Origin of the sequence: Halorarum halophilum (assembly GCF_013401515.1) — an archaeon.
GTDB classification, from domain to species: Archaea; Halobacteriota; Halobacteria; order Halobacteriales; family Haloferacaceae; genus Halorarum; species Halorarum halophilum.
The window spans coordinates 94,792-121,002 of record NZ_CP058531.1 but is presented as its reverse complement, the minus strand read 5'-3'; the positions used below and the strand labels follow the sequence as shown (position 1 = coordinate 121,002).

Genomic DNA, 26,211 nt, shown 5'->3' with positions numbered 1-26,211 from the left:
TGAACTATCGCGACACAGGAAACACTTATAACCGCTACCGTCCGACTTCTCGTTGATGTCCCAGCAACCACGATCTGGGTCTCGAGCCAGGGATCCTGACGATGGAAATCTTTCTCTCGTCGACTGTGACGTTCACCCATACCTGCGCGACGAAGACGACCTGATTCCGTACCTGCCGAAGAACTTCCAGTCCCAGGGCGTCTTCTACCCGAAGGGATACTGGTCGAGTCCGATCGGCGTCCCACGGGAGGATGCCCACCCGGACGACGGCGGCCCTCCGGGCTCAGATCCGGCGAAGGTTGCGGACCAGTTGCTCGATCCGTTCGACATTGATTACGCCATCCTCACCGGCGGCGGCCCAAGCCTCGCCGCATCCACCCTGCCGAACACGTACTACGCCGGCGCACTGACGAGCGCCTACAACGACTGGCTCATCGACGACTGGCTGTCGGCCGACGACCGATTCCTCGGGTCCATATCCGTGGCCACCCAGAACCCCGAGCACTCCGCCAAGGAGATCCACCGCCTCGCCGACCACCCGCAGATGGCCCAGGTCATCGCCGGCAGTGCCACCCGGATCCCGCTCGGTCAGCGAAACTACTGGCCCATCTACGAGGCCGCCGAGGAGGAGGGGCTCCCCTTCGCCATCCACGTCGGCCCGGAGGGGCGCGCGTTCACGAACCCGCCGTCTGGTGCCGGGTATCCGAACTCATACTTCGAGCGCCACACCGTCCTCCCGGCCAACTTCATGGGCCAGCTTGTGAGCATGGTTCTGGAGGGCGTCTTCGTCGAGTTCCCAGATCTCAACTTCGTGATGATTGAGGGCGGGTTCGGCTGGGTGCCGCACGTCCTGTGGCGCATGGACAAGAACTGGAAGGGGCTGAAGGAGCAAGCTCCCTGGCTCGAGCGCCCGCCGAGTGAGTACGTCCGGCGGAACGTCCGGTTCACGACCCAGCCCATCGAGGAACCGGAGAAGTCCGAACACCTGCTCCAGATCTTCGAAATGATGCACGCGGAGGAGACGGTGATGTTCGCGAGCGACTACCCCCACTGGGACGGGGACTCGCCCGCGCACGGTCTCCCGCCCCTTCCGGAGGGTCTCTCGAACGCCATCTACCACGAGAACGCCCAGGAATTGTACGGGCTGTAATCACATGACGACGAACACCAATTCGGCTGGATCGGGGGGGAAGACGCGACACGAGGTGTGTCCGGTGTCGGAGCTCCCGCCGGGGAAGAAGAAGATCGTCCAGGTCGGGAACCTCACCATCGGCGTCTTCAACGTCAAGGGCGAGTTCTACGCGCTCGCGAACGTGTGTCCGCACCAACTCGCGCCGCTGTGCGAGGGTCGAGTCACCTGTGAAACGATTGCGCCGGAGGTCGGCGAGTACGAGCTCATCCGCGAAGGCGAGATCATCCAGTGCCCGTGGCACGGCTGGAAGTTCGACATCGCGACCGGAAATTCCGTCTTCAACCCACATAAACTCTCCACGCCGACGTTCGACGTGGCAGTCGAGACGCCCCCGACGGACGACGACGGCGAGGACGAGACCGCCAATGAAGATGGGACCGACGTGGAGGGCTCGGATCAGCAGGCCGAGTACGGGACGGAACTCATGGGCGACCAACCGCCCATCGACACGTACGAGGTCGAAGTCGAAGCGGAGGTCGTCGTTCTCTACGTGTAGGCGTACGAGCGGGCAGACCTGGGTGCGCACGCCCGTCGGCGACCGACAGCGCTCCGCTGACCGTCGCGCCCCGCCACCGTCGACCTCGGCCGACCGATCCGGGGACCATGGGACTGCCGACCGCCGGCCGGAAGTTCGACTCGCGGTCGTCGTTCCCACCGGCCGGGACGGGTACGATGTCCTCCGCCCCGACGCACTATCGAGCATTCACCACCGACGCGTACCATCCTCCCATTGATGTCACGACCACGACCCCTCGCCTGGCGGGACGCCGTCGCTGTGCCCTTCGTCTCGGCGGACGGTCGCGCATGGATCGCCGTCACGGTCGCCGCCGGGTGGATGGTCGCGCTCGGCACGCGGCTCGTGATCCCGACCCTCCTGCCACAGATCACCGCCGAATTTGATATTTCGAACACCACGGCCGGCGCCGCCGTCACGATAATGTGGCTCACGTACGCAGGCATGCAGTTTCCGGCCGGTGTGCTGGTCGACCGGGCGGGCGAGCGACGAATCCTCCTCGCGAGTATGGGAATCGCCGCGGTCGGCGTCGCTCTCTTCGCGGTCGCGCCGACGCTAACGGCCTTCTTCGTCGCATGCGCCGCGTTCGGCCTTGGCACCGGGCTGTTCGCTCCGCCACGCGTGACGATCATCTCCAGGACCTTCCCGACCAAAGACGGTACGGTGATGGGGATCACCTTCGCCGCGGGGAACGTCGGGGCCGCTGTCCTCCCGTTCGTTGCCGGGATCCTCGCCGTCCGGTTCGGCTGGCGCTCCGGCGTCTCGTTCGTCCTGCCCATGTTCCTCCTCGTGTGCTATGCGATCTGGCGAACGGTCCCGCATGCCTCCGCGGCGTCGACAGCCGCGATCGGTCTATCGCCGCGTCAAACCGCCTCGCGACTCGCCCGAATACTGCGCGACCGGACGATCGCGCTGCTCAGTCTCGCGAGCGCGTTGATGGCGTTCACCTACCAAGGGTTCACGGCGTTCTTTCCGCTTTATCTAGTATCGATAAAAGGTCTCGATCCGCCGACCGCAGCGTTGTTGTTCGGGGCGTTTTTCGCGACGGGAGCGGTCGTGCAACCGTTCGCCGGGTACCTCTCCGACTCGTTCGGCGAGCGCGGGCTCCTCGTCGCGCTCACAACCGTCCACGTGCTGGCCCTCACCGCGCTCCCGTTCGTTAACACGGTCGAGTGGCTCGCGGTTCTCGTGATTGTCCTGGGCACCCGGGCCGGTGCCGGCCCCGTTAACAATGCGTTCCTCGTGGGTAGCCTTCCGGACGACATCCAGGGGGCCGGCTACGGGCTATTGCGGAGCATCATTATGGCGGTAAGCGCGACGGGGTCCGTCGTCGTCGGCGCGTTCGCCGATGCGGACTACTTCGACGCTGCCTTCGTCTTCCTGGCGGTCGTCATCGTCGTCGCAACTGGCTGTTACGTGTTACTCCCTGCCGACTCGCAGGGAACCCGGCGACCGTCGTAAAAGGGGGAAGCGCTCGCCGAATTACTGGCCGGCGGTCTCGTCCAGGTTTGCCTGCATCTTCGGGGCGTACTGGTCGATGGCCACGTCGATGTCGGTGTCGTTGACGAGCACCTCGGTCTGCATGTCCCACAGGGGAGAGCGTTCGAAGACCGCCCCGATGTAGGGGTTCGGCGGTTCCGTCTCCGCGGGGTACGATATCCAATCGTTCGCGACCCGCTCTTGGTACTCGGCGATGTCCTCCTGGTTGTATGGCAGATCCTTGAGCGCCTCCTGATAGTCGTCGCTTTGCTGGAAGTCGGGGTACGCCGGGATGTTGTGCACCGGTGCGATGGACATGTACAGGTCGAGCAAGTACTTCGGCCGCATCATGAACGCTATGAACTGCTTGCCCATCTCCTCGTTGGAGTTTCTGAACACGGAGAGCCCGTCGGCGCCGCCGCGCCCAGTTCTCGAGCCCGCCGGCGACGTCGGATGCTGTAGGCACCGCACGTGCTCCGCGAAGTCCTGTTCGGCCCGGAACGACCGGACCGGCGGGCGGAACCCGACGTACCACTGGCATGCCGCGGTATTCTGCGCCATGGAACTGGCGAGCGTGTCCCAAGTGGAGTCGCTCGCCTCCGGCGAGAACTCATGCAGGTCGCGCTGGAACTCGAGGGTCTCTACGAAGCGGTCGCGCATTTTCCCGTCCTGGATGGCGATCCTGAGGTCTCCGCTCGAATCGCGCTCGACGATCCGACCATCGTTGTTGTACAGCCAACTCGCGAGCTGGGCCACGGCGTGGGCACCTTGCCCGGCGGCGACGTACGAGCCGTTGAGCCCCGGCCGAATCCCGTCGACCTTCTCTGCGTACTCGAGCACCTTGTCCCACGTGTCGGGCGCGCCCATCCCGACCTCATCGGCCAGGTCTTCCCGGTAGAAGAAATCCCCGACGTTGTTCCAGAACGGAATCTGGTACAGGTCCCCCTCAAACTCGAACCGGCTCGCGTCGTTCGGATTGCCGATCGCCGGGGCGACCTGGTCGTCCATCACGTCCGTCAGCGGAACGAGGATGTCGTTTTCGACGAACGTCGCCACCTGATGGAAGGCGGTTTGGTTGACGGTAGGCGCCTCACCGGCTTGGACCAGCTGCGCGATGCGCTGGATCTGGGCGGAGCCAAATCCCGTGTACTCCACCTTGATGTCGGCGCCCGTTTCCGCCGCGAAGTCCTGGGTCACCCTGTCCCAGAACTCCTGGGAGGCGTCGTCGGACTCGCCGGTGACGAAGTGGAGCGTCTCCCCGCTGAAGTCGCCCCACTTGCTGTCGCCGCCGCCGCCCACCGTTCCGCCGGAGCCGCCGTCTCCGGCTCTGCTACTCGTACACCCGGCGAGTCCAACAAATGAACCCGCTCCGACGACCTTAATCATACCTCTCCTAGTGGAATGGTTACGACTCTCTCGAACCATGCCAAATGCTCTCAATGTACATATTTATAGTTTTGTATTTTTGGTTACCTGATTCCAACCTGACTGTTCCCCCCGGAGGAGAACCGGCCTGGGGCACCCTGCAACGTGACGCCGCCCCAGTCGGGTCGCCGGCAAACGGCAAACTGCTGAGGACTCCCAACGCATGGGTTGGGATGTTCGCGCGCACATCCGGACTTAAAACGGTCGCTCCGAGGCCGTCTCGTCGGGGCGCTACACGCAGTTGGCTCGAGGCCGCCACCCTGACAGTCCGGATCCGTCAACCCTCCCGGATGTCGATTTCGACGCGTTGTCCCCCTACGAGACGAGAAGCGGGCGCGGGTATATCACCGGTAAACCCACCGGTCGACCTCGTTCGATTCGACGTACGACCAGTCGATCTCGACGCCGAGGCCGGGACCGTCGGGAACGGGGACCGTCCCGTCGTTGTCGATGGAGTCGAGGAGGTCGGCGTAATCTCCCTTGTACGCCGGGACGTGACGGGTGCACGGCGTGTCCGGGTGCACCAGTGCCATCTCATAGTAATTCGTGTTCCTGGTGGCGGCCATGCAGTGGCGCCGCGCCGGACAGGGCGCGTGGTACTCAACGTCAAGCCCGAATCCCTCGGCGATCCGCGCGATTTTCATTGCGCCCGTGATGCCGCCGTCGTACTCGGGGTCCGCGCGAACGAAGTCGGTCGCCCCGTTCGCGATGAAGTCCGTGTGTATCTGCAATCCGCGCACGTGCTCACACTGCAACAGCGGCGTGTCGATCAATTCGCGGAGCTTGTGGTGGGAGTGCTGGGAGAGTCCACCGTCGCTGTAGGGGTCTTCATACCAGAAGAACTCCGCCTTATCGCACGCACGTCCGACCTTGATCGCGTCTGCGAACGTCCGGTAGGAACATCCGGGGTCGAGCATCAAGTCCATCTCATCGCCCACGCGCTTGTCCACCGTGAGGACGGTCTCGATCTCGCGATCGATGTCCACGTCGTCGCCCGACCAGCCGTGGATCTTGAACGCCGGATAGCCCATGTCCAGACACTCCTCGGCGAAGTCGGCATACGCCTCCGGAGAATCGAGGCCACCGTTGGTGTCACCGTGGTGCGTCGAGGCGTATGTGGGAAGTCTGGTCCGGTAGGACCCGAGCAGCTCGTGGACGGGCGCGTCGCGGTACTTGCCGGCGAGGTCCCACAGCGCGATGTCAATTGGCCCGTGGCCCATCTTGTCGTACTTCCTGAGCGATTGGTTCAACGTTCCCCATATTCGCTCGATCCGTAGCGGGTTCTCTCCAAGGAGGTCGCCCGCCACCATCCCGACCTGGGCGAGGAGGTGGTCCGGCGGCGTGTTCGAGGCGATGTACTCGCCGGTCACACCGAGGTCGGATTCGATCCGGATGGCGAACACCGGTCGCTCTGTGACGTGTCCAGGGTCGTAAACCGCTCCGCCGCTGCTCCCAATCGACCGCATGTTCTCGATCGGGTAGCTGAACTTGACGCACTCGATGGCCGTAATCGACGGTGTCATCGCTGGAGTGATTCCTCTCGGAGGTCATAAACCCTCTCGCGAACCGGACGGGGACGACAGTGCGCGAACTGGTCAGAGAGGTCCGCACACGAGCCGGCACGTCGTCGTCGACGGTCATCCCGACGATGGTGCCTCGACTCATGGCCGCCTGCCGCCGCCGAGGCTACGGTTGCTTGAGAAACCTTTAACACCCCATATTCTGATACCAGTACTGAGGTTCGTTATCATATGTCGAAGACACATGGCGTGGCCGGAACAGGTTACCGTCCCTCGCCCAGGATGAGTCCACAAGCGTCGGACATCGCTCCCGAGACAGAGCGGATGAAAGGGTTGCATGGCGACAGATAACCCCATCTCTGGGGACGACGAGTTCCCCTTCGGACAAGACCGCAAGCAGACGGCCATCCGACGGTACCGAGACTGGCTCTTCGAGATACTCTCGAAGGAGCGGAACCTGGCCCTCCTGACGATCCTCCCGGCATTGATCCTGTTCACGCTCATCAACGTCCTCCCGATCCTCTGGGCCGTCTCGGGGTCATTCTTCGCCATTTCGGCGTTCTCGCCCGACTGGACGTTCATCGGAATTGCGAACTACGTCGACATCCTCACCGACCCCGAGTTCTATGTCGTCCTCTGGCGGTCGGTCGTGTTCGCCGGCGGGTCGGTCGCGCTCCAACTATCTTACGGGATAGCGCTCGCGTTCCTCCTGAACCGCACGTTCCGGTTCGAAAAGGTCGTCCGCGCCGTCGCGATGCTTCCTTACCTCATCCCGACCGCGGTGCTAGGGTTCATCTCCCTGTGGATGGCGAACAGCCAGTTCGGGATAATTAACCAAGTTCTCGTCAGCCTCGGTCTCGTCGACAAGTTCATCCCGTTCTACGGAAGCCCCGACTATGCGATGCTCGCAGTGATCGTTACCGACAGTTGGAAGCTGTCGATATTCGTGACGATCATGGTGCTCGCTCGACTACAGAGCATCCCGGACGGTTTCTACGAGGCAGCTGAAGTGATGGGTGCGACTCCCTATGAGAAGTTCCGCGACATTACGCTCCCCAACCTGAAGGGAGTCATCTTCATCGTGCTGTTGCTCCGGAGCGTCTGGATGTTTAACAAGTTCGACATCATCTACATCCTAACCCAGGGCGGGCCACTCAACAAGACGACAACCGTTCCCATCTGGGCGTACGAGACGGCCTTCACGAGCCTGAAACTTGGGAAGGCGGCCGCGATATCGACGCTGCTGTTTGTCATGCTCATCGTCGCTGCGATGATCTACTTCTACGCCTTCGAACCCTCGAAGGAGGTGCGCGTCGAATGAGCAACCGGAAGTCGAAACAGCTACACGTCCGACTCGACGGGGACAACATTCCGGGCTGGGGGCGGCTCTCTTACCCGATGCGAAAGCGCATCGTCGAGGGCCTGTATACCTTCTTCACCGCGCTCACCATGTTCATCATCCTGGCCCCACTAGCTTGGATGTTCAGCACCGCGTTCCGGACGAACGCCCAGGTGTTCGCGCTCCCCTCCCCGCTCCTGCCGAACCCAATCAGCTTCGAGCACATGGAGAATATCCTATTCGAAACCGGCTACGTCCGTTGGTACGTCAATACCCTAATCTTCGCGGGCGGCGTCGTGCTGCTCACGACGTTCACGGCGACGCTCGCCGGGTACGGGCTCACCCGGATCAATATCCCGCGAAAGCAGCTGTTCGCCCGAGTCATCCTGTTCGGGTACATGTTCCCGGCGATCCTACTCGCGATTCCCATGTTCATCTTCTGGCGCCAGCTGGGGTGGGTCAATAGCCTGGGCGGGCTGATCCTAGCGCAGACGGCGACTGCGCTCCCCTTCTCCATCTGGATGATGTGGAAGTTCTTCCAAACGGTACCAATCTCTCTAGAGGAGTCCGCGCAGATGGCCGGCGCGTCTCGATTCCAGGCGTTCTACGAGATTGCGCTACCGATGGCCAAGCCGGGGATGATAGCGATCGCGGTCTTCTCGTACGCCGTCGCCTGGAACTCGTTCACGATCCCGCAGGTTCTTCTGACCTCCAACGAGAACTGGGTTCTGAGCATCGGGATGTTCAGCTTCATCGTTCAGAACCGTGTCCTCTGGGGGCAGTTGATGGCCGCGAGCGCGCTGGCGGTCATCCCGTCGTTCTTGTTCGTATACTTCCTCCAGAAGTACCTCCTCCGCGGATTCCGCGCCGGCGGCGTCGGATAACCCGCCATCTCCCGGCTCACCGGCCCGCTTTCGGACTTGGTCTGTCTGGAGCCGACCGACACGCCCCTCGAACTTCCGCCGGAGCAGCTTCTGATCGCCCATCCCTCATTTAGGTCACTGATCACCCGACCGTCTACTTGCATATTGATATATCCCAGGTGCGAGCGGTCAAACGCATGGAATACACGACGCTTGGAAATACCGGCATGACAGTGAGTCGCCTCTGCCTCGGGTGTTCGAACTTCGGAAGCGGACGAGAGTGGGGCGTCGACACATCAGGGAGTGTCGAGATCCTCGAACGGGCGATAGACCTCGGTATCACGTTCTTCGACACGGCGAACGTGTACTCGACCGGCGAGAGCGAGTCCATCCTCGGAATGGCTCTCGATGAGTACGACCGCGAGCGCGTCGTCGTCGCCACCAAGGTCAACGGGGAGATGAAACCCGGGAACCAGAACTCCTCGGGGCTCTCGCGCAAGGCGATCGAGCAGGAACTGGCGAACAGCCTCGACCGGTTGGGGCTTGAGTCGGTTGACCTCTACCAGATCCATCGGTGGGACTACGACACGCCGATCGAGGAGACGCTCCGGACCCTCAACGACTGCGTCCGGCGAGGGCGGGTCCGGTACGTCGGCGCCAGTTCGATGTGGGCCCACCAGTTCGCCGACGCGCTGCATGCGAGCGATGTGCTGGGTCTCGAACGGTTCGCGACGATGCAGAACCACTACAACCTGGCCTACCGCGAGGAGGAACGCGAGATGCTCCCGCTCTGTCGAAACGAGGGCATCGGCGTCGTCCCGTGGAGTCCCTTCGCCAAGGGATTTCTCACCCGTCCGCTCTCCCGGATGAACGCTACGAAGCGCGCGCGGACGGAACCCCTGTACAAGGAACGGGCCGAGCTCTACCTCTCGGGCGGCGGCAAGGAGATTAACGCCCGCGTCGAGGAGATCGCCGACGACAAGGGTGCGTCGATGGCGCAGATCGCGCTTGCCTGGCTTCTCCACAAGGACTGGGTCGACGCGCCCATCGTCGGGGCAACTGACATCAGCCACGTCGAGGAGGCCGTCGAGGCCGTCGAAGTATCGCTCGCCGCGAGCGAAATCGACTACCTCGAAGAACCATACCGGCCTCTCGAGATAACGGGCCACGAGTGAGTCCGTCGGTTGCACTCGTCGGTTGTCTTGCGAGCGACGCCCCGGCGCGGTCACCGACGGAACAGCTAAGCGGTCCACGCGCTTGGGCGCCATGAACGTATTGATAATCGGCGCCCACGGACGGGTCGGCACCGCAATCGCCGACCACATCGGCGACGATGATCGGTTCGATTTCACCTACCTCGACATGGAAACGCACCCGCCTCGCGTGGTCAGTGATGCGCGGTCCGTCTGAGCATACAGGTGTTTGCCGGGTCCCGACGACGTCAACCGATGAACGTTACTAGCGTCGAACCCATCCGTGTAGAGACGGGCGTGAAACCACTCAGCGACGACACCGGTCCACCCCGCCAGTAGGTGTGGCGAAACAGCGACTGCCAAATGTCTTCGATTCTCGACGTGTCGCACCCCTCGAGTTCCGGCAGCACGTGGTGTTCGAGCGCGGCTTCGACCGCCTTGGACCGCCGACCGAGACTTGCATCGCCCCAGCCGACGAGGCCGTCCGCCATTGTGAGCTTGACGAGAACGTAGTTCGTGCTTGGTTGGTGACGAAGACGTCTATCTCGGTGATCCGCATGGCACCCGCCTCGACGCTCGCCCGGTTAACTGTAGCGGTAGTCGGGGTTGACCGTCGGCGAACGCGTTCTCGGTGGACCTGATCCCCGAGCGGTGTCGACGTGGACGGGGTTCCTCCTAGGCGTCCGGATCGGGCGTTCTGGCGTTCGTGAGGGGGCTGAACGACCAGAACAATTATTAGTAAACCTGTCTTCGACCCTGTATGGCGTCAACAAGTAGCTCACCGTCAGCCGAGGATTCCGTCGGCGGTTCGTGGACGGTAACCATCGACAACCTACGAAAGGAGTTCAAGGTGATCGGGGGTGTCGAAGTTGCGGTCGACGACATCAACTTCGAGATCGGGGAAAACGAGTTCGTCTCGCTCGTCGGCCCCTCCGGTTGCGGGAAGACCACCACCCTTCGGTGTGTCGCTGGGCTCGAGACGCCCACGAGTGGGCGCATCCTCTTCGGGAATCGGGACGTGAGCGACGTTCCGGCCAACAAACGGAACCTAGCGATGATGTTCCAGAACATCGCCCTGTACCCCCACATGACGATCAAGGACAACATCGCTTACCCGCTCAAGGTCAGGGGAGTCGTCAAGGCGGAGCGGTACGACGAAGCGAAGAAGGCAGCGGAGATCATGCAGATTCCGGACATGCTCGAGAAGTACCCCGGGGAACTAAGCGGCGGCCAGCGCCAGCGCGCCGCCCTGGCCAGGACCATCGTCCAGGATCCGTCGGCGTTCCTCATGGATGAGCCGCTGTCAGACCTAGACGCCAAGCTCAAGGTCGAAGTTCGAAAGGAGATCCAGCGCGTCCACAAACGCGTGAAGAATCCGACCCTATACGTCACCCACGACCAGGAGGAGGCGATGACGATGAGCGACCGCATCGCGGTGATGAACGACGGGCGGATCGAGCAGATCGGGACCCCAGAGGAGATGTACAGCAAGCCGAAGAACATGTTCGTCGCGCAGTTCATCGGGAATCCGAGCATGAACTTCCTCGACGCCGAGTACGACAGTTCGACACATACCGTCGACATGGCGGCGGGGGACGAGCGAGTCCGATTGAGCGTGAATCTCGATCGGGAACCGGGATCCGACGACGTCGTCGTCGGCGTTCGGCCTGAAGCGGTAAGCTTGCTCCCGGATGGGCAGGGTGACTTCTCCGGTCGCCTCCAGCTGGTCGAGCGCATCGGGGATCGGATCCTCTCCACCGTCGACGGCCCCACGCACGACGGCGAGATCCGGGCCACGGTTTCCGCCGACCACGACCTGGAGGAGGGCGAAATCGTCGGGATGGAACTCAACCGCGACCGACTCTACTTCTTCGACGCCGGGACCGGCGACGCGGTCGGTTACGAGGCGATCGAGTAGTCCGACGCTCGCTCGCCCCGTCCGGGCAACGCATCTTCGTCCTCACGCCGACTTCTCGCGACGCCGCGCCGCCGACGGTCACCGCGACCCGTCGACGTCCACGCTCGACCGGACGAGTTCGCGAAACGCCTCGCTCTCCATCCCGAACTCCGAGTATCCCCCGCCGTCTCGGCGTTTGTCTATGCGTTCGAGGAACGCACCGTTGACCCAGACCTCCCACGCACGATCGACCCCAGGGTCGACCGTGCGTAGCCGGACCTCGATGCCCAGTTCGGCTTCGAGTTCGCCGACCACTGCCGCCGTGAACGCTCCGTCCTCGAAACGTGCTGGCCGATACGGGCGGAGCCCGTAGGCTCGAAACTCGGCGACGTTCCGGCGCCACCACGCCGGGTACGATTCGAGATCCTGGTCCTCGTACGGGTCCTCCTCGTCGTATCCCGGCGGAAGGTTCGCCCGACGCTGCGGATTCAAGCCGTCCATACCGTCACTCCAGCGGCTTCGAAAATCACTGTTACGCACCTGGCACGGGTTCGCACCCCAATTTCGGTATCGACGCACCGATCCGCCTGCTCGACGCATCCCCGGACTGTTGGCGCGCACGTAAGGTGGCGGCCGCTGCACGCGAGACGAACGCGCCGATCTCGCTTTTAAGAAGAACAATGGTAATCGCTGACGCATGTATGAACGCAGGCCATTGAACAGGTGCTCTCGCACGCCGACTGCACCCTCGTCGATATGGATTTACACGTTGGAGAGCGGGTCATCGATGACCTCCTCCCGTACGTGCGCAACGAGGGAGTCCGCCCGGTGATCGCCGACCTGGATAGCAAGGCGGCCGTCGCCACAACGATCTTCTCGTCGACGTGGATCACTCCAGGATTCGCACAGATCATGGCAAGCGAGCGCATCGAGAGCAGCGACAACGTCCACTCGCGCCCCGACGGTCCGGCGGTGAAACTCGAGTACAAGAACGAGTTCGACATCGACTACTCCGTCCTCACGCCCGGCATCAACCTGGGTCTGGCGAGCGTCAATCACGACCAGACGGCGGTCGCGCTCACGAGCGCGTACAACGAGTTGATGGCGGACACCTTCTACGACGCGAGCGACCGGCTCAAGGCGGTTGTTCTCGTCGCACACCAGGGCGGTCGAGGAGATCGATGAGAGGACGCGGCCGCCGCGGTGCAGTTCCCCCCCTCCGTGCTCATTCCGCCCGCGGGTCACCACTGATATGACCCCATCTACGAGGTGGCCGAAGACCGGACACTCCCCGTGCTCATGCACATCGGGACCAGTTCGTCAACGTCCGTCTTTCCAGTCCAGCGGCAGTGGAGCGAGACGTTCATTGCGGACACCTGTTCATGTTCCCCGTCGAAGGGATATGGTATCTGAACTCAAGTGGTCCAGGGGGTACCGGAGCGGTTCCCCGACGTCACATTCGTGCTCCAAGAGACGGGTGTAGAGTGGGTGGTCTGGATGATGTGGCGCCTTGACGACCACTCCTCCAGAACTCGCAGAACGTCCCCGGCCTGACCAGGTTGTATAGCGAGTACGTTCGGGAGTCGTTCTACTTCACGATCCAGCCGCTCGGACACACGGAGAACCTCCGTCACCACGCCGCCGCCTTCGAAATGGCCGGCGGGTCGGACACGGTCCTGTTCGCGACCGACCACCCGCACCCCGACTTCGACACGCCCGCGGAACTCTTCCACCCGCTGACCGCGAACGGCCATGTTCGACGACGACGAGGTCAGGTCGATCATGGGCGAATCCGTGGAGGCGATGTCCGGATTCGCGTGAGCCGACGGGCGGGTCACGCGCGGGCACCGCCAACTATAATACGTCCGTGATGCGATTCGCCTCTCGTATGCGCATGGAGTACGACTACATGGCCTGCGGAGGCTGGTTTCAGTGCGTCCAGAAATGGGACGAGTTCACGATGAACCTCCCCGAGGGGAAAGCGGACCTCGCGAACAGCGACCAGCGGGACGACGACGTGTTCGTCCGCGAGATCCCGTCGGACGCCGTCGAGGAGGCCATAGCGGCCGCCGAATCCTGCCCGGCAGACGCGATCGTAATCTACGACGACGGGGAACAAATCGTCCCGTGAGTTCTCGCCGATGACCGGTGCGCGATACACCGAGCACCGTCGGCACTCCCGTCCGGACCGAAACCACCGTCCGAGCGCGCTCGAGACGCTCGTCTGCGGCGGATCGTCCGTCCGAACGTGGTGGACGGACGACGGCCCTCTGCGGAGTCCTCACCGTCCCGGCAGGCGTCGAGCCGATCACTTATTAGGTCCGGGGGCGCGGTAGGGTTGACCATGGACGATACGGTAGCCTTCGGAGAGATAGATCCGGCGACCATTGCCGACGCGCTCCAGTCGGCGGGCGTCGCAGGCGCGGGTGGCGCGGGATTCCCGTCCTACGTGAAGTGGCAGTCCCCCGAGGACGTCTCATACCTTCTGGTGAACCACCAGGAGAGCGAACCCAACTACTACGCCGACAAGTGGCTCGCCCGAAACCGCGCGGCGGAGTTCGCGTCGTTCTTCGAGGCCCTCCTCAACGACGTGTTCGACGTCATCGTGGTCGGCACGAAAGAGCGCTACCGCGGCGTCTGGACCGACGAACTCGAGTCGGCGCTCGAACCGACCGTCTACGAGGCGGCCGACTTGCCGGTGGACGCGACGACTGAGCGCGGCGTGGTCCTCGTCTACACGCCGAACGTCTACACCTACAGCGAGGAGTCGGTGCTGCTCATGGTGTGCGCCGGGGTGCAGATCGGCGACGATCTTCCGACCGACCACGGCTGGATTGTCCACAACACAGAGTCGCTCTACAACGCCTTGCAGGCTATCAGACGGGAGACACCGGTCACCCGGAAGTTCGTCCACGTCGACGGAGAACTTCCCCGACACCGCTGTCTCGACGTCCCCATAGGGACGCCCGCCACAGTTCTCCTTGAGGCCGCCGGTTTGGACAGCGGCGAAGTCGGCGACGACCGCGTTCTCGCCGACGGCGGGCCGGGCTGGTGCTACGAGATACACGAACGGCCGGCGGCGTTCGGCGTCCGCAAGCGGACCAACGCCGTATTGGTCTTGGATCGGGACATTGCCACCGACGGGGTGCAGGACGGCGGCTACATCGACGTCCTCGACGCGTACGACTGGGAGGGCGGCGGGCACGAGACAGAACCGACGGCGATCCACCCCGACATGGTCCGAATTCCGTTGTTGACGAACGCCGCCTACGAGGGGTTCGTTCGCCCGAGTCAGCCGACGGTCGAGACCGGCCAGCGGGTGTTGGTCGGGGACGTCATCGCCGCGCCTGACCCGGAGGGGTTAAGCAACGCCCAACACGCGTCGATCGACGGCGAAGTGGTCGACCTCACCGAGACGCACGTCGTCATCGAACGGCGCTGACCGGGGATCCCAGTTCGCCCACTGCCCCCGGTGATGGGCGAACGTATATGACGGGCGAGGTGGAGTACCGCGCATGGCGATGCCAGTCGTGACGGGCGGAGAGCATGAGAGCGACGATGCGGTGACCGTCGGCAACAACCTCGCGAGCGCGTTCGACGACGAACTCGTCGTACTTCACGTGCTGCGCCAGGAGTACTACGACGCGCTCCTCGAGTAGTTGACCGAGGACCGCTCGTAGGTCAGTTCGGATCAATCGGGGTTGCCAATCTTCGAGTACGGCGGCATCGCCGACGAAAACGGGTATTATGTCGACTGGCGGTAGACGACGCCGCGGATATCGCGGCTGACGTTGCGTCGCGAACGCTCGAGCGGAGCGCCGACGTCCGATCGGCAGGTCGCGTAGGAGACCCGACCGAGGAGATACTCGCCGCCGTCGACGAATCCGACGCGCGATTCTCGTCGGCGGTGGTCGGAAGCGCTCCCCGGTCGGGAGGGCGCTGTCCGGGAGCATCACTCAGGCAATGCTCCTCGGATCCGACCGCCTCGTCATCCCAGTCATGGGAGATAACTGATACAGTCGTCGGGCCACGTCGCCCCTTCCTGAGTCTCACAGGGACCGGCGATCGACTCCTTCGCGGTCCGACGGCAAACTAGGTCTTCACAAGGTTCCTTCCTCGAGCGATTACGGTCGAACGCCGGGGAATTGCGGTGCACGGAGGACTTGACTGCGCCGGTTTCCTCCTCCGACGGAGCGTTCGGCCTCGCCGCGATAACCGAATCGTGCGGGCATCTCCCTGGATTGCGAGGGGGTATCAGGGGTCATGCATGGTGATACCTATCATCGCTTTACTCCGATATGATTGTAATCCACTCGTTGATGAGTCGGTATTTAGCGAATGATTTCAACGGATTCGCTCGCCGTGACGACCGCCGCGATCGGTGCCTTCAGCCGTTGCACTCCCGTTCCGGGGGGGTCCATCCATGCGTGGGCATTCGACAGTACGGACCGTCCGCGTCATCGTCGGGCGCGTTCCGGCCGACGCTGGACATACCGAACTCGTCGCAGTCGTCTCCCTATCGGTGGACGAAGATTTCTCCGTCTTCGACCTCGATGTCGTAGGTCGGCGTCACGTATCGGTCGGAATCGACATTGCGACCGTCCGTGATATCGAAGATCCACCCGTGCCAGGGGCATCGAACGTACTTCTCGTCGGTGTCGTACGCCCATTCCCATCCGTCGTCACCCGCCACTGTCCGCCCGCTCAACGCCCCCTCGCAGAGCGGCCCCCCTTGGTGAACGCAGTAGTTCGCCAGCGCGTAATACTCGCCGTCGAACCGGAACACAGCGATCTCTATCCCCTGGACCTCGGCGATAATTCGGTCGCCGTTGTTCGGCAGCTCGTCCGCGTTTGCTATCTTCTGTCGGGTGGCCATCCGTAGGTTGGTTCATTTCGGCCGCATATATCAATTGTGCGGTCGAGTCTCTCGACGCGTTCGGCAACACGAGCAAACGCGCGCGTCCGCCGCTGCGGAGCGTGACTCCGCCCCGTTGCCCGCGGGTGTGGGTCGAGGCGGCCCTCTTCCGCAAGCGAGCAGTGCATTATTTATAGATAATGGCCGAAGTTCAACCTATGTCACCACAACAACAGACGACTGAACCGCTCTCGATCGAGTCGGTGACCGTCGTCGACACCGACTCGCACCTGATAACCGACTACGACGTGCTCGCGTCCTACCTACCGAGCGACAGTGCGGCGAAACAGATGATCGCGAAGGCCGACAACGTCGGATCCGACATCTTCACCAACACGAGGGCGACGCCCGCGTTTCCCAACGATCACCTCGGCTACGACGAGAGCGGCACCAACCCCGCGCGCTCCGGGGCCGACACGCCCGAGGGGAAGATCCAGTTTATGGAGGAGTTCGACATCGACTACAGCGTCTTCTCCCCGAACATCATGCTCGGGACCGTCAACCACGACCCGACGGCCGTCGCGCTCGCGAGCGCGTACAACGACCTGCTCGTCGACCGGTTCCTCGACGTAGACGACCGACTATTCGCGACCATGGCCGTCGCGAACCAGGTTCCCGACCGCGCCGCCGAGGAGATCGACCGGATCGGCGACGAGAAGGACGTCGTCGGCGTACAGATGCCCGGGGCGGGGATGGTTCCGCCCGCGGGCCACTGGCAGTACGACGCTATCTACCAGGCCGCACAGGAACGGGGCCTTCCGATAGTAATGCACAGCCACGACATCCAAGCGGCGGTCACGTTCCCGGTTCAGCGCAGGTGGGCGGAGACGTTCACCGAGAGCCACGCGTTCACGTTCCCCGCCGAGTTCATGTGGCATCTCATCTCTCTGGTGTTCAACGGCGTTCCCGAGCGGTTCCCCGACCTCGAGTTTGTCCTCCAGGAGCCCGGATTCGAGTGGCTCCCCTGGATGATGTGGCGCCTCGACGACCACTACCTCCAGAACTCCGAGGACCTCCCGTCGCTCACCAAAATGCCAAGCGAGTACATCCGCGATCAGTTCTACCTCACGACCCAGCCCCTCGGCCACACCGAGAACTACCAACACGTCGCATGGATGGTGGAGATGGCCGGCGGCGCGGACACGTTGCTCTTTTCGACCGACCACCCGCACCCGGACTTCGACACTCCGAACGAGGTGTTTTCCGCGGTCAATGGCGGTGTCGACCGGGACGACGTGGAAGGGATCATGGGCGGAACCGCGATCGACCTGTTCGGCCTGGTCTGAAGACGCGTCCAGTTTGTCAAATTATCATTCGTGCATCAGTTCCAATTATTACGGAAGAGCACCCCTTCTCGGAGATGACGCTCGAAACGGTTTCGCTCGGTGGAACGGGTCTCGAAGTCAGCCGACTGGCCATGGGAACGTGGCGGTTCGGCCGGCGGCTTATCGACGGCGAGGAGCGGTACGACTCCGACGACGGTATCGTCGAGACGAACGAGGAGCGGGCGGCCGATCTACTCGACGCGTACGCCGAGCGGGGCGGGAACTTCATCGACACCGCGGACAAGTACGGCGACGGGAAGAGCGAGGAGTGGATCGGAAACTGGCTGGCCGACCGCGACCGCGAAGATTTCATCATCGCGACGAAGATCCACCGCCCCCGACGCCCCGGCGACCCGAACGGCGAGGGGCTCAACCGCAAGCATCTCCGCCGACAGATCGACATCTCCCTCGACCGCCTGGGGACCGACTACGTCGACTTGCTCTACTGTCACCGGTGGGACGACCGAACGCCGGCCGAGGAGTTCATGCGCACGCTCGACGGCCTCGTCAGTGAAGGGAAGGTCAACTACCTTGGTATCTCGTCGGGTTCGCCCGACGAGTGGAAGATCGTCAAGGCGAACGAGATCGCGCGCCGGCGCGGGTACGAGCCCTTCACGGTCACCCAGCCCAGGTACAACCTCGTCGACCGGGAGATCGAAGCCAACTACATGGACATGTGCCGGGACTACGGACTCGGGATCGTCCCCTGGAGTCCGCTCGCGTGGGGGTTCCTCACCGGCAAGTACTCGCGCGATCGCGACTTCCCGGACGACTCGACCGCCGCCGCGGACGCCCGATTCAAGTCGCACTACTTGACCGAGGAGAACTTCGACGTACTCGAGGTCACCACCGCCATCGCCGAGGAAGTCGGCGCGAAGGTCGCCCACGTCGCGCTCGCGTGGCAGCTTCACCACCCGGACGTCACCGCGCCGATCGTGGGCGCGAGCACCGTTGAGCAGCTCGAGGAGAACCTCGACGCCGACGACGTTTCGCTGACCGACGACCAGTTCGCTCGACTCGACGAGGCGAAGACGGCGTCGCTGGTCTGACCGCCAGGATCAGTCGGTTCGCACTTGAATTCAGCGCCAACGAACGATTTTCGACAGCTACATCACATCTCTTCGCGCGGTACTCATTGACAGGGATTGCGTCAACGAGCCACCCACACGCCTTCACAATATCGGCTCGTATTGTCGGAATCTACCGCTCATCCCTGGCCTAACGATCAGAGAAGTGACACCCCCCGGACCCGTCCGTTGCCGGTCGGGCCCCTCGTTTCGTCTGGCGCCGCGCTGCGAGTCAAACGCGCGTTTCGTCGGGCGGTTCACGTCCGCGCTGATCGTCGGCGTTGGTCGCCTTCATCGCCGTTAGAACGCTCTCGTCGAAGTTAGAACGCTCTCGTCGAAGTTAGAACGCTCTCGTCGTCGCGAGGAGCATCGCCCCTGCGAGCACCAAGCACCCCGAGATGATCGCGAAAGAGTTAGCGAAGCCGCTGGTCTCCGCGCCGACACCGATGAGGTACGGCCCGGTGCTCCCGACGAACAGGATGAACGTTCGCGCGAGGCCGAACGCGCCGCCCATGCTGTCGTCGGCGAACAGGTCCATGTAGTAGGCGTCCATCGCTGGAGAGAACGAGACGATCGCCCACGAGAACAGGGCGAACGAGACGAGCAGCGCGTAGAAGGGCTTGGCGACCAGGACCACGTACGCGAGGAGGACGCCCGAGAAGACGAGCGCACTCCCGGCCACGGTTCGTCGGCCGACGACGTCACTCAGCGTCCCGCTGATCGGCCTGGCCACGACCGCGACGAGGAAGTAGACCGACAGCATCGTCCCCGACATTGAGAGCGAAAGTCCCTTCACCTCGTACATGAACAGCGGGATGAACGTCGTGACCGCCTGCACGGCGACCGAGAAGATGGCCGTGATCGCCATGAGCAGCAGGATCTTCGCCGAGGATATCTGGTCGATCGACCGAGAGACGGCCGCCGACAGCGCCGGCCGCTCGAAGACGTACCGCTCGCGCACCCGGACGTGGAGAACCAGCGCCACGGCGATGACGATGACGACCATCGCCGCGAACGGGTGCCGCCACGAGGCGACGCCGACGATTGACGTTGCTGCGATCGGCGCGACGACGCCCGCGATGCCGGTGATGCCGCCACTCAGTCCGAACGCACGCCCCTTGTTGTCGCCGTAGAGCACCGAGAGAAATCGGAATTGGACGATCATGAACAGTCCGCCGCCGACGCCGGTGACCAGGGCGGCGACCAGGAACGCCTCGTACGTTCCACCGGTCGCCAGCAAGGCGAACCCGACGCCCGAGATGAGCATGCTCCCGACGAGCACCGCCTTGTGCCCGGTGGCGTCGCTCGTCACGCCTCCGGGAAACTGCATGAGCGCGTACGCCGCCCAGAGGATCGAAAGCGCCAGGCCAAACTCAGCGTTCCCGATTCCGAAGCCGTCTTTGATCGGGACCGCGAGCGGAGGAATGACGATCCGCCCCGCGAGGTAGAAGGACGACCCGGCGGTGCAGAGGCCGAGCATCTGGTGTCGGTAGGCGACCCGCGGGTTGTCGGAGGGGGCGGCCCGCTGGCGATCCTCCGACGGGACACTGGATTCCATCGATAGGTGCTATCCGACGGCTCGAGCTATCATCAATGTTGAGTTACGAGCGAACGACGGGCCGGCGGTCCGGGCGGACGATAGTTCGACGGTCCGTCGGGATGGCCGGTCACGACGCGGGTGATTGACGAGACCGCACGCTTGCGTGTCCGACCGATAGGAGGAGTCAGCGAGAAAAGTTAGAGGCCGTAGATCTCGCGGGCGTTCTCGCCGAATATCTTCCGACGGACGTCCTCGTCAACGCCGTTCAGCATGGCCTTCGGGTTGTCGTTGTCCCAGTGGGGGTAGTCGCTGGCATACACGAGCGTCTCTTCGGCGTGGACCATATCCAGCATCTGGGTGAGGTGCTCGGGGTTCTCCGGTTCTGGGACAGGCTGCGTGCTGAACCAGCAGTTCTCGCGGATGTACTCGCTCGGCTGGCGCTCGAGCCAGGGTACCTGGTTCCCCAGTCCCTTCCAGTTCTTGTCCAGTTGCCACATCATGTCGGGGAGCCAGGTGAACCGTCCCTCGACGAAGAGCCACTGGAGGTCCGGGAACTCCACGAACACACCCTCCAGAACGACGCTGGCCAGGTTGCCGACCAGCGGCATCGGAACGACGGCGTGTTTCTCGATGTACGACAATGGGATGCCGGCGCCGGTCGCTGGGGCCCACGACGTCCCCCTGCTGGACGAGGAGACGTGGGTCGCGATCGGGAGGCCTGCGTTCTCGGCCGCCTCGTAGATCGGCCAGTAGCGCTTGTGCCCGTATGGATTCTCGTACGACCCCGGGAGGATGACTTGGACCATCTGGTCGTGGTCGCCGACGCGCTCGATCTCCTCGACCGCGTGCTCTGGGTCGGCCGGGACCACGCTGAGCGACCCGAGGAACCGCTCGTCGCGGTCGAGCCACTCCTCGATGAGCCAGTCGTTGTACGCCTCGACGCCCGCGGTCCCGTAGTGGAGGTTCGGGTGCCAGCCGAACGCGTTGTTCGCGCCCGGTCCGGTCAGCACCGCGTAGTTCACGCCGAAATCTTCGAACAGGTGCTCGCCGAGCAGGTCGCGGTCCGACCCGGCCGGGCCCCCGTCCTCCGGGAGGGAATCGTTCCGAGAAATCCCGCTCTCGGCGACCGGATTGTTCCACCCGGGTTGCCCCGGGGTCGTGACGCCGCGGTCCCAGTAGTGCTTCGGGAGGTACTTCGTGAACTCCGCGTCCGTCGCCCAGTCCTGGTGAACGTCACAGTCGACCACCAGCATATCCTCGACCGGCGACTCGGATGTCGTATCTACTGCCACGGTACAGCTTCTCAATCGCAGATACTAACTGTTTCCCCGGAATTTTTCGGCCACGTGCTTGTCAGCCGCGAGGCCGTCCAGCGGTCGCCAGGCGTCGCTCAGATGACCGACAACACCGTCGGGCGCTCGAGCAACTCCCGCCACCCATTCACCGCCATCGATGCGGTCTGCGTCTGGACCCACGGTGGCTCTCAGATCGCTCGCGACACAGAGGGCTATCCGTTGGTCATCGCAATCCGCGAATTCTACCTCGACGCTTGGATTGCGTTCTTCGATCCATTCAGAATCCAATCCGTGCAAGAACACCAGCCCGCTGACGACTTCGACAACGCCATACAGGTCGTTCTCAAGCCACAGTCACAGATCGGGACGGAGATAGTCGATGGACGGCCACCCATTCCGCTACAAGCGGTGTGATGTCGCAAACATAGCCCCCTTGGGTAATCCACTGACAGTCTTCGAGTTGGTCGGGGGTTCGACCGAGAATCACCCGTGAGACGCCTGTTTTCTCCGCTACTGCCGTGAGTGGGGGCCATCGAGAAGGCTGCGGAGGACGGCCACACAGTTTTCCGAATTCACGAGAAAGGCGATATCATCCACGGAGGAACTCATGATGGCCTAAGCTGAGTAGATGTAGTCATGTGGGCTATGTTGTGCCAGGTGTTCTCTTGAGTCTTACGTAGTTCGGTAGCTGAATACGCGCCTTCTATACAGCACAATCGCTGAAACTTACTCAGATGCCGGTAGAAGCGACGTGCAGGGTCCAGAGCGTATTTATCCCGAGCAAGCACGGCTTCAGAGGCGTCCGCCACAACCAGGCGAAGAAACGGCAGTATCGTAACCGGTGCTTTTGCCTTATGGAAAAGCACTGATCCTTCAGAACCGACGCATTGCAAGAAAGGAGACGGCACCGACTATACTCACACTGGCCACAAAGGGGAATGCCGCGCCCAGGCCGAACCGCTCGGCGGCAACACCGAACAGCAAGGGTCCCCCTGCCCCGCCGAGCGATCCTGCGGTGAGCATCACACCGAAGAGGCTCCCGCTGAACTCCTGTTCGGAGTACTGCGAGGTGATCGCATTCATCGCCGGGATGGCCGCCCAGAGCACGATCCCAAGGAGGAAGAACCACGCAAATAGCGCTACTGGAACGAGGGGGATGAGCGCGGTCGCGCCCAAGATGACCGTCGAAACCACCATCGTCACGAAGCCGAGTGACCGCCGGTCGACGGTATCTGCGAGGGTACCCCCACCGACTGAGGAAATAGCAGCTCCGACGAGCATGACGAAGAAAATCCCATTGGCGACGACGGTGGTCATTCCCGCATGCTCGACGAGGTAGGAGGTGACGAACGTGCGGACCGCACCAATCTCGGTAGCTATGGCGAGATTAGCAAGAAACAGCACCGCGACCCAACGTTCGAGTGGAACCGGGAGGAGCGAAGCGAGCTGGGACCACCGACGTTCGGGACCCTCCGTGGTCGTCTTGGTTTCCACCTTCGGGCTATCCCCTCCATCGGGTTCGGTTGGCGCCGCGTTGTCGGTAGTATCGGTATCACGGAAAAGGACGAGGAACGTGGCCGTATAGGCGATCCCCACGATCGCGCTGACCGTGAGAGCAAGTCGCCAGTCGAAAAGCGCAGCCAGACTGCCGATGAGCGCTGGCGCGAGAGCGGTTCCAACGACTCCACCGAGACCATGGATTCCCATGGCCTTTCCCTCGGTGTCGCCAGTCTCCAGGTCGCTGATGAGTGACATTCCGGTCGGATGGTACGTGCTTCCGCCAATGCCAGCGAGCGCCTCAGCGAAGACGAGCGTCCCGTAGCCCTGTGCCCCCGCGGCAATGAAAATACCCGTCGACAGCGTGACCATCCCTGCGGCAAGGAGCCATCGTTGGCCGATCCGGTCAGCGAGAACGCCTGCGGGTAACTGAAAGATTGAGTACGTGACGAAAAAGACCGTGAGTAGCACACCCGCTTCGCCATAGGAAATTGCGAAGTCGTTCACCAACAATGGCAGAATCGGTGGGAGTGCGATGCTGTAGAACTCGTTGACCGCGTGGGCACCTGTAACGAGCCACAGTTTGCGGGGATTCGAGACAGAAAATATCCGGGAGGTGAAAGAAGGTGCCACGGTATCAGTTCTCCTATGTGTAAAACGGGCGTTGTGATATGAACGTGTCGACGATGGCCTGGTAGATACACCGCTGAATTCTCACTATATCCGAGGAGCTGGGTTTCGGGCGACTAAAATATGAACTGAGAGCAACTAACGTGGAGGTACGGTGAATATGCGCCCTGTATTTTGTAGGTCCGTTTTCGAACTACCCTGTCCTTGTCACAATCCGGCTGCTAACTACAAAGGGTGTTTTCAGCATCGTACCGGCGATATTTTCGTCGAGTGAATACTGAAGCAGCCGCTGACAAGAACCTATGTTTTGAAGTGTTACCTGCTCCGTTTCACGTCTAAAGTTGTATCGGAAGCGGTGACCCGCTCTGGACCGCTATCGGTTTACGATTCGGTCTCGTTGGCCGGCGGCTGCTCCAGGTAGGAATCGAGGACGGTAAGTGGCTCACCTGTACTCACCGTTCGCCGGGTCTGATAAAAGTGCCTGGGAACTGCTTTCGGGCATACTCTGTATTCAGTATCCACGTGGTCGACGGTTCTGGCGTCGCTCCTTCTCAACGGTATCGTATTCGACGACCATCGGTTCCACCGCGTCCCCCCTCGCTCAAGGTGCATATGTCGTAGCACGATGGTGGATGTCTGATCATCGGAGTCGGAGAACGATAGGTAATTACCGATCCAATTAGACGGAAATGCCCGGATGACCACGCTCATCTCCCTCCAAAGTAGGCGTCATATCGAATTGACATCCCCAAGGCCTATCTTGTCTGAAGAGATCAGTTGCTATCTTCTCTAACGGGGTGATCGGACGCGACTCACTCCGAGGATGGCACTTGAATTAAAGTACACATGGACGATTCGATAAGTCAGTTTACCTGGTTGATTTCGCAGTGATAACGCCCTTCGTTCAATCCATCACCGCTGAACGCATAAGCTAGTATAGTAGTAATCCTCTTGAGTTACCTCCCCGTATCAAGTCGTCGCCGCCGGGACGCGAAAAACCCAAGTCTTTATTCGACTTTGACACCGACTTTAGGTGTGGTATTCGAGATCGGTCCAGAGCAGTCCATCAGTATGGCCATCGTCGATGCGGTGAGTTCGACCGAACACTGTTCTCCATAGTCATTGCCGCCACTGAACGAGACCCTTGCCCCGGATGCACTGGACATGCTTTTCGAATTCTGGAGTGAGAGCACTGCATGCCGGTCGGGTCACGTCTCATTTGAGTACAGCAATTGCCTCGTTTCCGTCGACGACCACGAATCCATTACAGTCGAGCTACGTCAAGAGTCAACTGATACCGCATAATCTCGTTCTCGGTAGTGATCGTCGTACGGTCGACTGATGGTTCGATGCTCTATCGAACCACTCGTTGCAGAGGTGGCCACTGAACGAGTCCCTTCTAAGGGGTTACTCGCTGGTCCTCTCGGATCGTTCTCGCTCGAGTCTCTGACACCCCACGACTAATGAATTGGGAATGTGGCTCATGGACGAGTATACCGCTTGGAACACTGCGGCCAATTCAACAAATTGCGGGCCTGGAACTGCAACTAATAGGTCAGCAATCCTCCGGAAACGGATTGAATCTAAAGGTACACGTGGTATCCGGAGTGATCATCGGAACTCCCTGACGGACTGAGGAGGAACGAGGCAACGTCACAAGGTAGACGTTGTCCCCCGCTGACTCACCGTTAGCAAGCGTGATCGAACTAGGCAATTCGGTATTACTGTGATTACTGTCAACGAGTTCGTATAGGTACCCATCTAACGTCAGTAATCCATTAAGTGATCGCCTCTTAGCAGATTTTGTCTACCCCCCGAATGATGCAGGGCAACCTTGATTACCCCTGCGTGAATAATGTTGTTATGTAGATATATCTGTGAAATTCGATTTGACGAACAGGCCGACAAGGATCTTACCGCGACCTGTCTCGAGTATAGTAGCACCGGCATTGCGGATGCAGGTGAGCGGCGGTATGCCGACTGTGGGCTCGTCATCACTGCACAGCGGCTCCACCGCGGACCGGAGTGGCGCTCGTTCGACGATGACGATGATAGTCACAGCCGGGTTGGCACGCCACTCACGGAGGCACGACACGATCGTGGCCTTTCGACCGAGATTGGCTGGACACGAGACGGAACTAAGTTAGCCCCGTCCGGATCCAAACGCGTACAGCTCGGGCGACTTCGGCCCGAACATGACCGAAGTCAATTCTGGTCGACAGCCGAGCAGAACCCCGGCCACGCCTGTGCAGAACTCTACCGGATGACGAGCTCGCTCGAGCTTCCCGGATCGGTGGCGGAACGCGGCGCTGCGATCTATCATGAGGCGATGGCGGAGAACCTGATTCGAGGCCGGTCAGTCGAGATGATCGCGGCAGGAAGCCTCTACGCGGCGTGTCGATGTGACGGGTACACGCGAACGCTCGGTGAGGTTGCCGAGGTCGCCCGGTGTGATGAGTCGAAGGTAAAGCTCAGCTATCGGGTGCTGAACGTGGAACTCGAACTCGACGCGGGGCCACG

Annotated in this window: 24 protein-coding genes and 1 pseudogene; 17 read left to right on the top strand and 8 right to left on the bottom strand. The window is 62.0% G+C overall.

What is annotated here, in order from left to right; all coding sequences use genetic code 11:
* Positions 1-55 precede the first annotated feature (55 nt).
* From HUG10_RS20110 to HUG10_RS20100, 3 genes are all read left to right on the top strand, one after another.
* On the top strand, positions 56-1,150 hold the full coding sequence (locus HUG10_RS20110; RefSeq protein ID WP_179171489.1) for an amidohydrolase family protein: 1,095 nt from the start codon (positions 56-58) through the stop codon (positions 1,148-1,150).
* A gap of 4 nt (positions 1,151-1,154) precedes the next feature.
* Positions 1,155-1,688, top strand: a complete 534-nt coding sequence (locus tag HUG10_RS20105; RefSeq protein WP_179171488.1) for a Rieske (2Fe-2S) protein — start codon at positions 1,155-1,157, stop codon at positions 1,686-1,688.
* A 339-nt stretch (positions 1,689-2,027) separates the two neighbouring features.
* Complete coding sequence (locus HUG10_RS20100) at positions 2,028-3,167, top strand: MFS transporter (RefSeq protein ID WP_179171487.1); 1,140 nt, start codon at positions 2,028-2,030, stop codon at positions 3,165-3,167.
* A 21-nt stretch (positions 3,168-3,188) separates the two neighbouring features.
* On the opposite strand, the gene HUG10_RS20095 is transcribed toward HUG10_RS20100, so the two are convergent.
* Positions 3,189-4,571 carry an ABC transporter substrate-binding protein gene (locus HUG10_RS20095; protein WP_179171486.1) on the bottom strand — a complete coding sequence of 461 codons (1,383 nt, stop codon included), beginning with the start codon at positions 4,569-4,571 and terminating at the stop codon, positions 3,189-3,191.
* Between the two features lie 383 nt (positions 4,572-4,954).
* Entirely contained in the window at positions 4,955-6,133 is a 1,179-nt protein-coding gene (locus HUG10_RS20090; RefSeq protein WP_179171485.1) for an enolase C-terminal domain-like protein, read from the bottom strand.
* A 334-nt stretch (positions 6,134-6,467) separates the two neighbouring features.
* Between HUG10_RS20090 and HUG10_RS20085 the strand changes: the two genes are divergently transcribed.
* The 4 genes from HUG10_RS20085 (at position 6,468) to HUG10_RS20070 (ending at position 9,742) form a co-directional block, all read left to right on the top strand.
* Positions 6,468-7,451 (top strand): carbohydrate ABC transporter permease, encoded by a 984-nt coding sequence (locus HUG10_RS20085; protein WP_179171484.1) that lies wholly within the window; start codon positions 6,468-6,470, stop codon positions 7,449-7,451.
* Positions 7,448-8,353, top strand: a complete 906-nt coding sequence (locus HUG10_RS20080) for a carbohydrate ABC transporter permease (RefSeq protein ID WP_179171483.1) — start codon at positions 7,448-7,450, stop codon at positions 8,351-8,353. The genes HUG10_RS20085 and HUG10_RS20080 overlap by 4 nt, the downstream gene beginning before the upstream one ends.
* Positions 8,354-8,529: 176 nt before the next feature.
* Complete coding sequence (locus tag HUG10_RS20075) at positions 8,530-9,507, top strand: aldo/keto reductase (RefSeq protein ID WP_179171482.1); 978 nt, start codon at positions 8,530-8,532, stop codon at positions 9,505-9,507.
* Between the two features lie 91 nt (positions 9,508-9,598).
* Positions 9,599-9,742 carry a hypothetical protein gene (locus HUG10_RS20070; protein WP_179171481.1) on the top strand — a complete coding sequence of 48 codons (144 nt, stop codon included), beginning with the start codon at positions 9,599-9,601 and terminating at the stop codon, positions 9,740-9,742.
* A 31-nt stretch (positions 9,743-9,773) separates the two neighbouring features.
* On the opposite strand, the gene HUG10_RS20065 is transcribed toward HUG10_RS20070, so the two are convergent.
* Entirely contained in the window at positions 9,774-10,016 is a 243-nt protein-coding gene (locus tag HUG10_RS20065) for a hypothetical protein (protein ID WP_179171480.1), read from the bottom strand.
* A 269-nt stretch (positions 10,017-10,285) separates the two neighbouring features.
* On the opposite strand from HUG10_RS20065, the gene HUG10_RS20060 reads away from it, so the two are divergent.
* Entirely contained in the window at positions 10,286-11,443 is a 1,158-nt protein-coding gene (locus HUG10_RS20060) for an ABC transporter ATP-binding protein (RefSeq protein ID WP_179171479.1), read from the top strand.
* A 78-nt stretch (positions 11,444-11,521) separates the two neighbouring features.
* Here the strand turns inward: HUG10_RS20060 and HUG10_RS20055 are convergent, their stop codons facing one another.
* Positions 11,522-11,923, bottom strand: a complete 402-nt coding sequence (locus tag HUG10_RS20055) for a hypothetical protein (protein WP_179171478.1) — start codon at positions 11,921-11,923, stop codon at positions 11,522-11,524.
* Positions 11,924-12,178: 255 nt separating this feature from the next.
* Here HUG10_RS20055 and HUG10_RS20050 point away from each other — a divergent pair, with 255 nt between their 5' ends.
* From HUG10_RS20050 to HUG10_RS20035, 4 genes are all read left to right on the top strand, one after another.
* Positions 12,179-12,607 (top strand): hypothetical protein, encoded by a 429-nt coding sequence (locus HUG10_RS20050; RefSeq protein ID WP_179171477.1) that lies wholly within the window; start codon positions 12,179-12,181, stop codon positions 12,605-12,607.
* Between the two features lie 709 nt (positions 12,608-13,316).
* Positions 13,317-13,553 carry a ferredoxin gene (locus HUG10_RS20045; protein WP_394355006.1) on the top strand — a complete coding sequence of 79 codons (237 nt, stop codon included), beginning with the start codon at positions 13,317-13,319 and terminating at the stop codon, positions 13,551-13,553.
* 120 nt (positions 13,554-13,673) lie between these two features.
* The gene (locus HUG10_RS20040) at positions 13,674-14,864 is read left to right on the top strand and encodes an NADH dehydrogenase subunit (protein WP_246310441.1); all 1,191 of its coding nucleotides are present in this window, start codon (positions 13,674-13,676) and stop codon (positions 14,862-14,864) included.
* 73 nt (positions 14,865-14,937) lie between these two features.
* Positions 14,938-15,081, top strand: a complete 144-nt coding sequence (locus HUG10_RS20035; RefSeq protein ID WP_179171475.1) for a hypothetical protein — start codon at positions 14,938-14,940, stop codon at positions 15,079-15,081.
* Positions 15,082-15,938: 857 nt separating this feature from the next.
* Here HUG10_RS20035 and HUG10_RS20030 read toward each other — a convergent pair.
* A complete protein-coding gene (locus HUG10_RS20030; RefSeq protein ID WP_179171474.1) occupies positions 15,939-16,298 on the bottom strand; it encodes a Rieske (2Fe-2S) protein in 360 nt (119 codons plus the stop codon).
* Positions 16,299-16,495: 197 nt separating this feature from the next.
* Here HUG10_RS20030 and HUG10_RS20025 point away from each other — a divergent pair, with 197 nt between their 5' ends.
* Together HUG10_RS20025 and HUG10_RS20020 are read left to right on the top strand one after the other, a co-directional pair.
* The gene (locus tag HUG10_RS20025) at positions 16,496-17,623 is read left to right on the top strand and encodes an amidohydrolase family protein (RefSeq protein WP_179171473.1); all 1,128 of its coding nucleotides are present in this window, start codon (positions 16,496-16,498) and stop codon (positions 17,621-17,623) included.
* Positions 17,624-17,697: 74 nt separating this feature from the next.
* Positions 17,698-18,711 (top strand): aldo/keto reductase, encoded by a 1,014-nt coding sequence (locus HUG10_RS20020; RefSeq protein WP_179171472.1) that lies wholly within the window; start codon positions 17,698-17,700, stop codon positions 18,709-18,711.
* Between the two features lie 358 nt (positions 18,712-19,069).
* Here the strand turns inward: HUG10_RS20020 and HUG10_RS20015 are convergent, their stop codons facing one another.
* Both HUG10_RS20015 and HUG10_RS20010 read right to left on the bottom strand, forming a co-directional pair.
* Positions 19,070-20,287: an MFS transporter gene (locus tag HUG10_RS20015; RefSeq protein ID WP_179171471.1), complete on the bottom strand. Its 1,218-nt coding sequence runs from the start codon at positions 20,285-20,287 to the stop codon at positions 19,070-19,072.
* Positions 20,288-20,466: 179 nt separating this feature from the next.
* A complete protein-coding gene (locus tag HUG10_RS20010) occupies positions 20,467-21,516 on the bottom strand; it encodes an amidohydrolase family protein (protein ID WP_179171470.1) in 1,050 nt (349 codons plus the stop codon).
* Between HUG10_RS20010 and HUG10_RS20005 the strand changes: the two genes are divergently transcribed.
* On the top strand, positions 21,496-21,978 hold the full coding sequence (locus HUG10_RS20005) for a hypothetical protein (RefSeq protein ID WP_179171469.1): 483 nt from the start codon (positions 21,496-21,498) through the stop codon (positions 21,976-21,978). The genes HUG10_RS20010 and HUG10_RS20005 overlap by 21 nt on opposite strands.
* Before the next feature lie 459 nt (positions 21,979-22,437).
* Here HUG10_RS20005 and HUG10_RS20000 read toward each other — a convergent pair whose 3' ends face one another.
* Positions 22,438-23,694: an MFS transporter gene (locus HUG10_RS20000; protein WP_179171468.1), complete on the bottom strand. Its 1,257-nt coding sequence runs from the start codon at positions 23,692-23,694 to the stop codon at positions 22,438-22,440.
* Positions 23,695-24,855: 1,161 nt separating this feature from the next.
* Here HUG10_RS20000 and HUG10_RS22235 point away from each other — a divergent pair.
* Both HUG10_RS22235 and HUG10_RS22230 read left to right on the top strand, forming a co-directional pair.
* On the top strand, positions 24,856-24,996 hold the full coding sequence (locus HUG10_RS22235) for a hypothetical protein (RefSeq protein ID WP_394355008.1): 141 nt from the start codon (positions 24,856-24,858) through the stop codon (positions 24,994-24,996).
* Between the two features lie 550 nt (positions 24,997-25,546).
* A pseudogene (locus HUG10_RS22230) lies at positions 25,547-26,119 on the top strand (transcription initiation factor IIB); the annotation flags it as partial.
* Positions 26,120-26,211: the final 92 nt, after the last annotated feature.

What these genes read in the sequence shown, in the direction of transcription:
- HUG10_RS20080 (WP_179171483.1), top strand. Translation starts at nt 7,448, where the DNA reads ATGAGCAACCGGAAGTCGAAACAGCTACACGTCCGACTCGACGGGGAC.
- HUG10_RS20110 (WP_179171489.1), top strand. Translation starts at nt 56, where the DNA reads ATGTCCCAGCAACCACGATCTGGGTCTCGAGCCAGGGATCCTGACGAT.
- HUG10_RS20065 (WP_179171480.1), bottom strand. Translation starts at nt 10,016, where the DNA reads ATGGCGGACGGCCTCGTCGGCTGGGGCGATGCAAGTCTCGGTCGGCGG.
- HUG10_RS20050 (WP_179171477.1), top strand. Translation starts at nt 12,179, where the DNA reads ATGGATTTACACGTTGGAGAGCGGGTCATCGATGACCTCCTCCCGTAC.
- HUG10_RS20075 (WP_179171482.1), top strand. Translation starts at nt 8,530, where the DNA reads ATGGAATACACGACGCTTGGAAATACCGGCATGACAGTGAGTCGCCTC.
- HUG10_RS20055 (WP_179171478.1), bottom strand. Translation starts at nt 11,923, where the DNA reads ATGGACGGCTTGAATCCGCAGCGTCGGGCGAACCTTCCGCCGGGATAC.
- HUG10_RS20015 (WP_179171471.1), bottom strand. Translation starts at nt 20,287, where the DNA reads ATGGAATCCAGTGTCCCGTCGGAGGATCGCCAGCGGGCCGCCCCCTCC.
- HUG10_RS20095 (WP_179171486.1), bottom strand. Translation starts at nt 4,571, where the DNA reads ATGATTAAGGTCGTCGGAGCGGGTTCATTTGTTGGACTCGCCGGGTGT.
- HUG10_RS20090 (WP_179171485.1), bottom strand. Translation starts at nt 6,133, where the DNA reads ATGACACCGTCGATTACGGCCATCGAGTGCGTCAAGTTCAGCTACCCG.
- HUG10_RS20070 (WP_179171481.1), top strand. Translation starts at nt 9,599, where the DNA reads ATGAACGTATTGATAATCGGCGCCCACGGACGGGTCGGCACCGCAATC.
- HUG10_RS20060 (WP_179171479.1), top strand. Translation starts at nt 10,286, where the DNA reads ATGGCGTCAACAAGTAGCTCACCGTCAGCCGAGGATTCCGTCGGCGGT.
- HUG10_RS22235 (WP_394355008.1), top strand. Translation starts at nt 24,856, where the DNA reads ATGCTTTTCGAATTCTGGAGTGAGAGCACTGCATGCCGGTCGGGTCAC.
- HUG10_RS20105 (WP_179171488.1), top strand. Translation starts at nt 1,155, where the DNA reads ATGACGACGAACACCAATTCGGCTGGATCGGGGGGGAAGACGCGACAC.
- HUG10_RS20035 (WP_179171475.1), top strand. Translation starts at nt 14,938, where the DNA reads ATGGCGATGCCAGTCGTGACGGGCGGAGAGCATGAGAGCGACGATGCG.
- HUG10_RS20045 (WP_394355006.1), top strand. Translation starts at nt 13,317, where the DNA reads ATGGAGTACGACTACATGGCCTGCGGAGGCTGGTTTCAGTGCGTCCAG.
- HUG10_RS20085 (WP_179171484.1), top strand. Translation starts at nt 6,468, where the DNA reads ATGGCGACAGATAACCCCATCTCTGGGGACGACGAGTTCCCCTTCGGA.
- HUG10_RS20020 (WP_179171472.1), top strand. Translation starts at nt 17,698, where the DNA reads ATGACGCTCGAAACGGTTTCGCTCGGTGGAACGGGTCTCGAAGTCAGC.
- HUG10_RS20030 (WP_179171474.1), bottom strand. Translation starts at nt 16,298, where the DNA reads ATGGCCACCCGACAGAAGATAGCAAACGCGGACGAGCTGCCGAACAAC.
- HUG10_RS20100 (WP_179171487.1), top strand. Translation starts at nt 2,028, where the DNA reads ATGGTCGCGCTCGGCACGCGGCTCGTGATCCCGACCCTCCTGCCACAG.
- HUG10_RS20025 (WP_179171473.1), top strand. Translation starts at nt 16,496, where the DNA reads ATGTCACCACAACAACAGACGACTGAACCGCTCTCGATCGAGTCGGTG.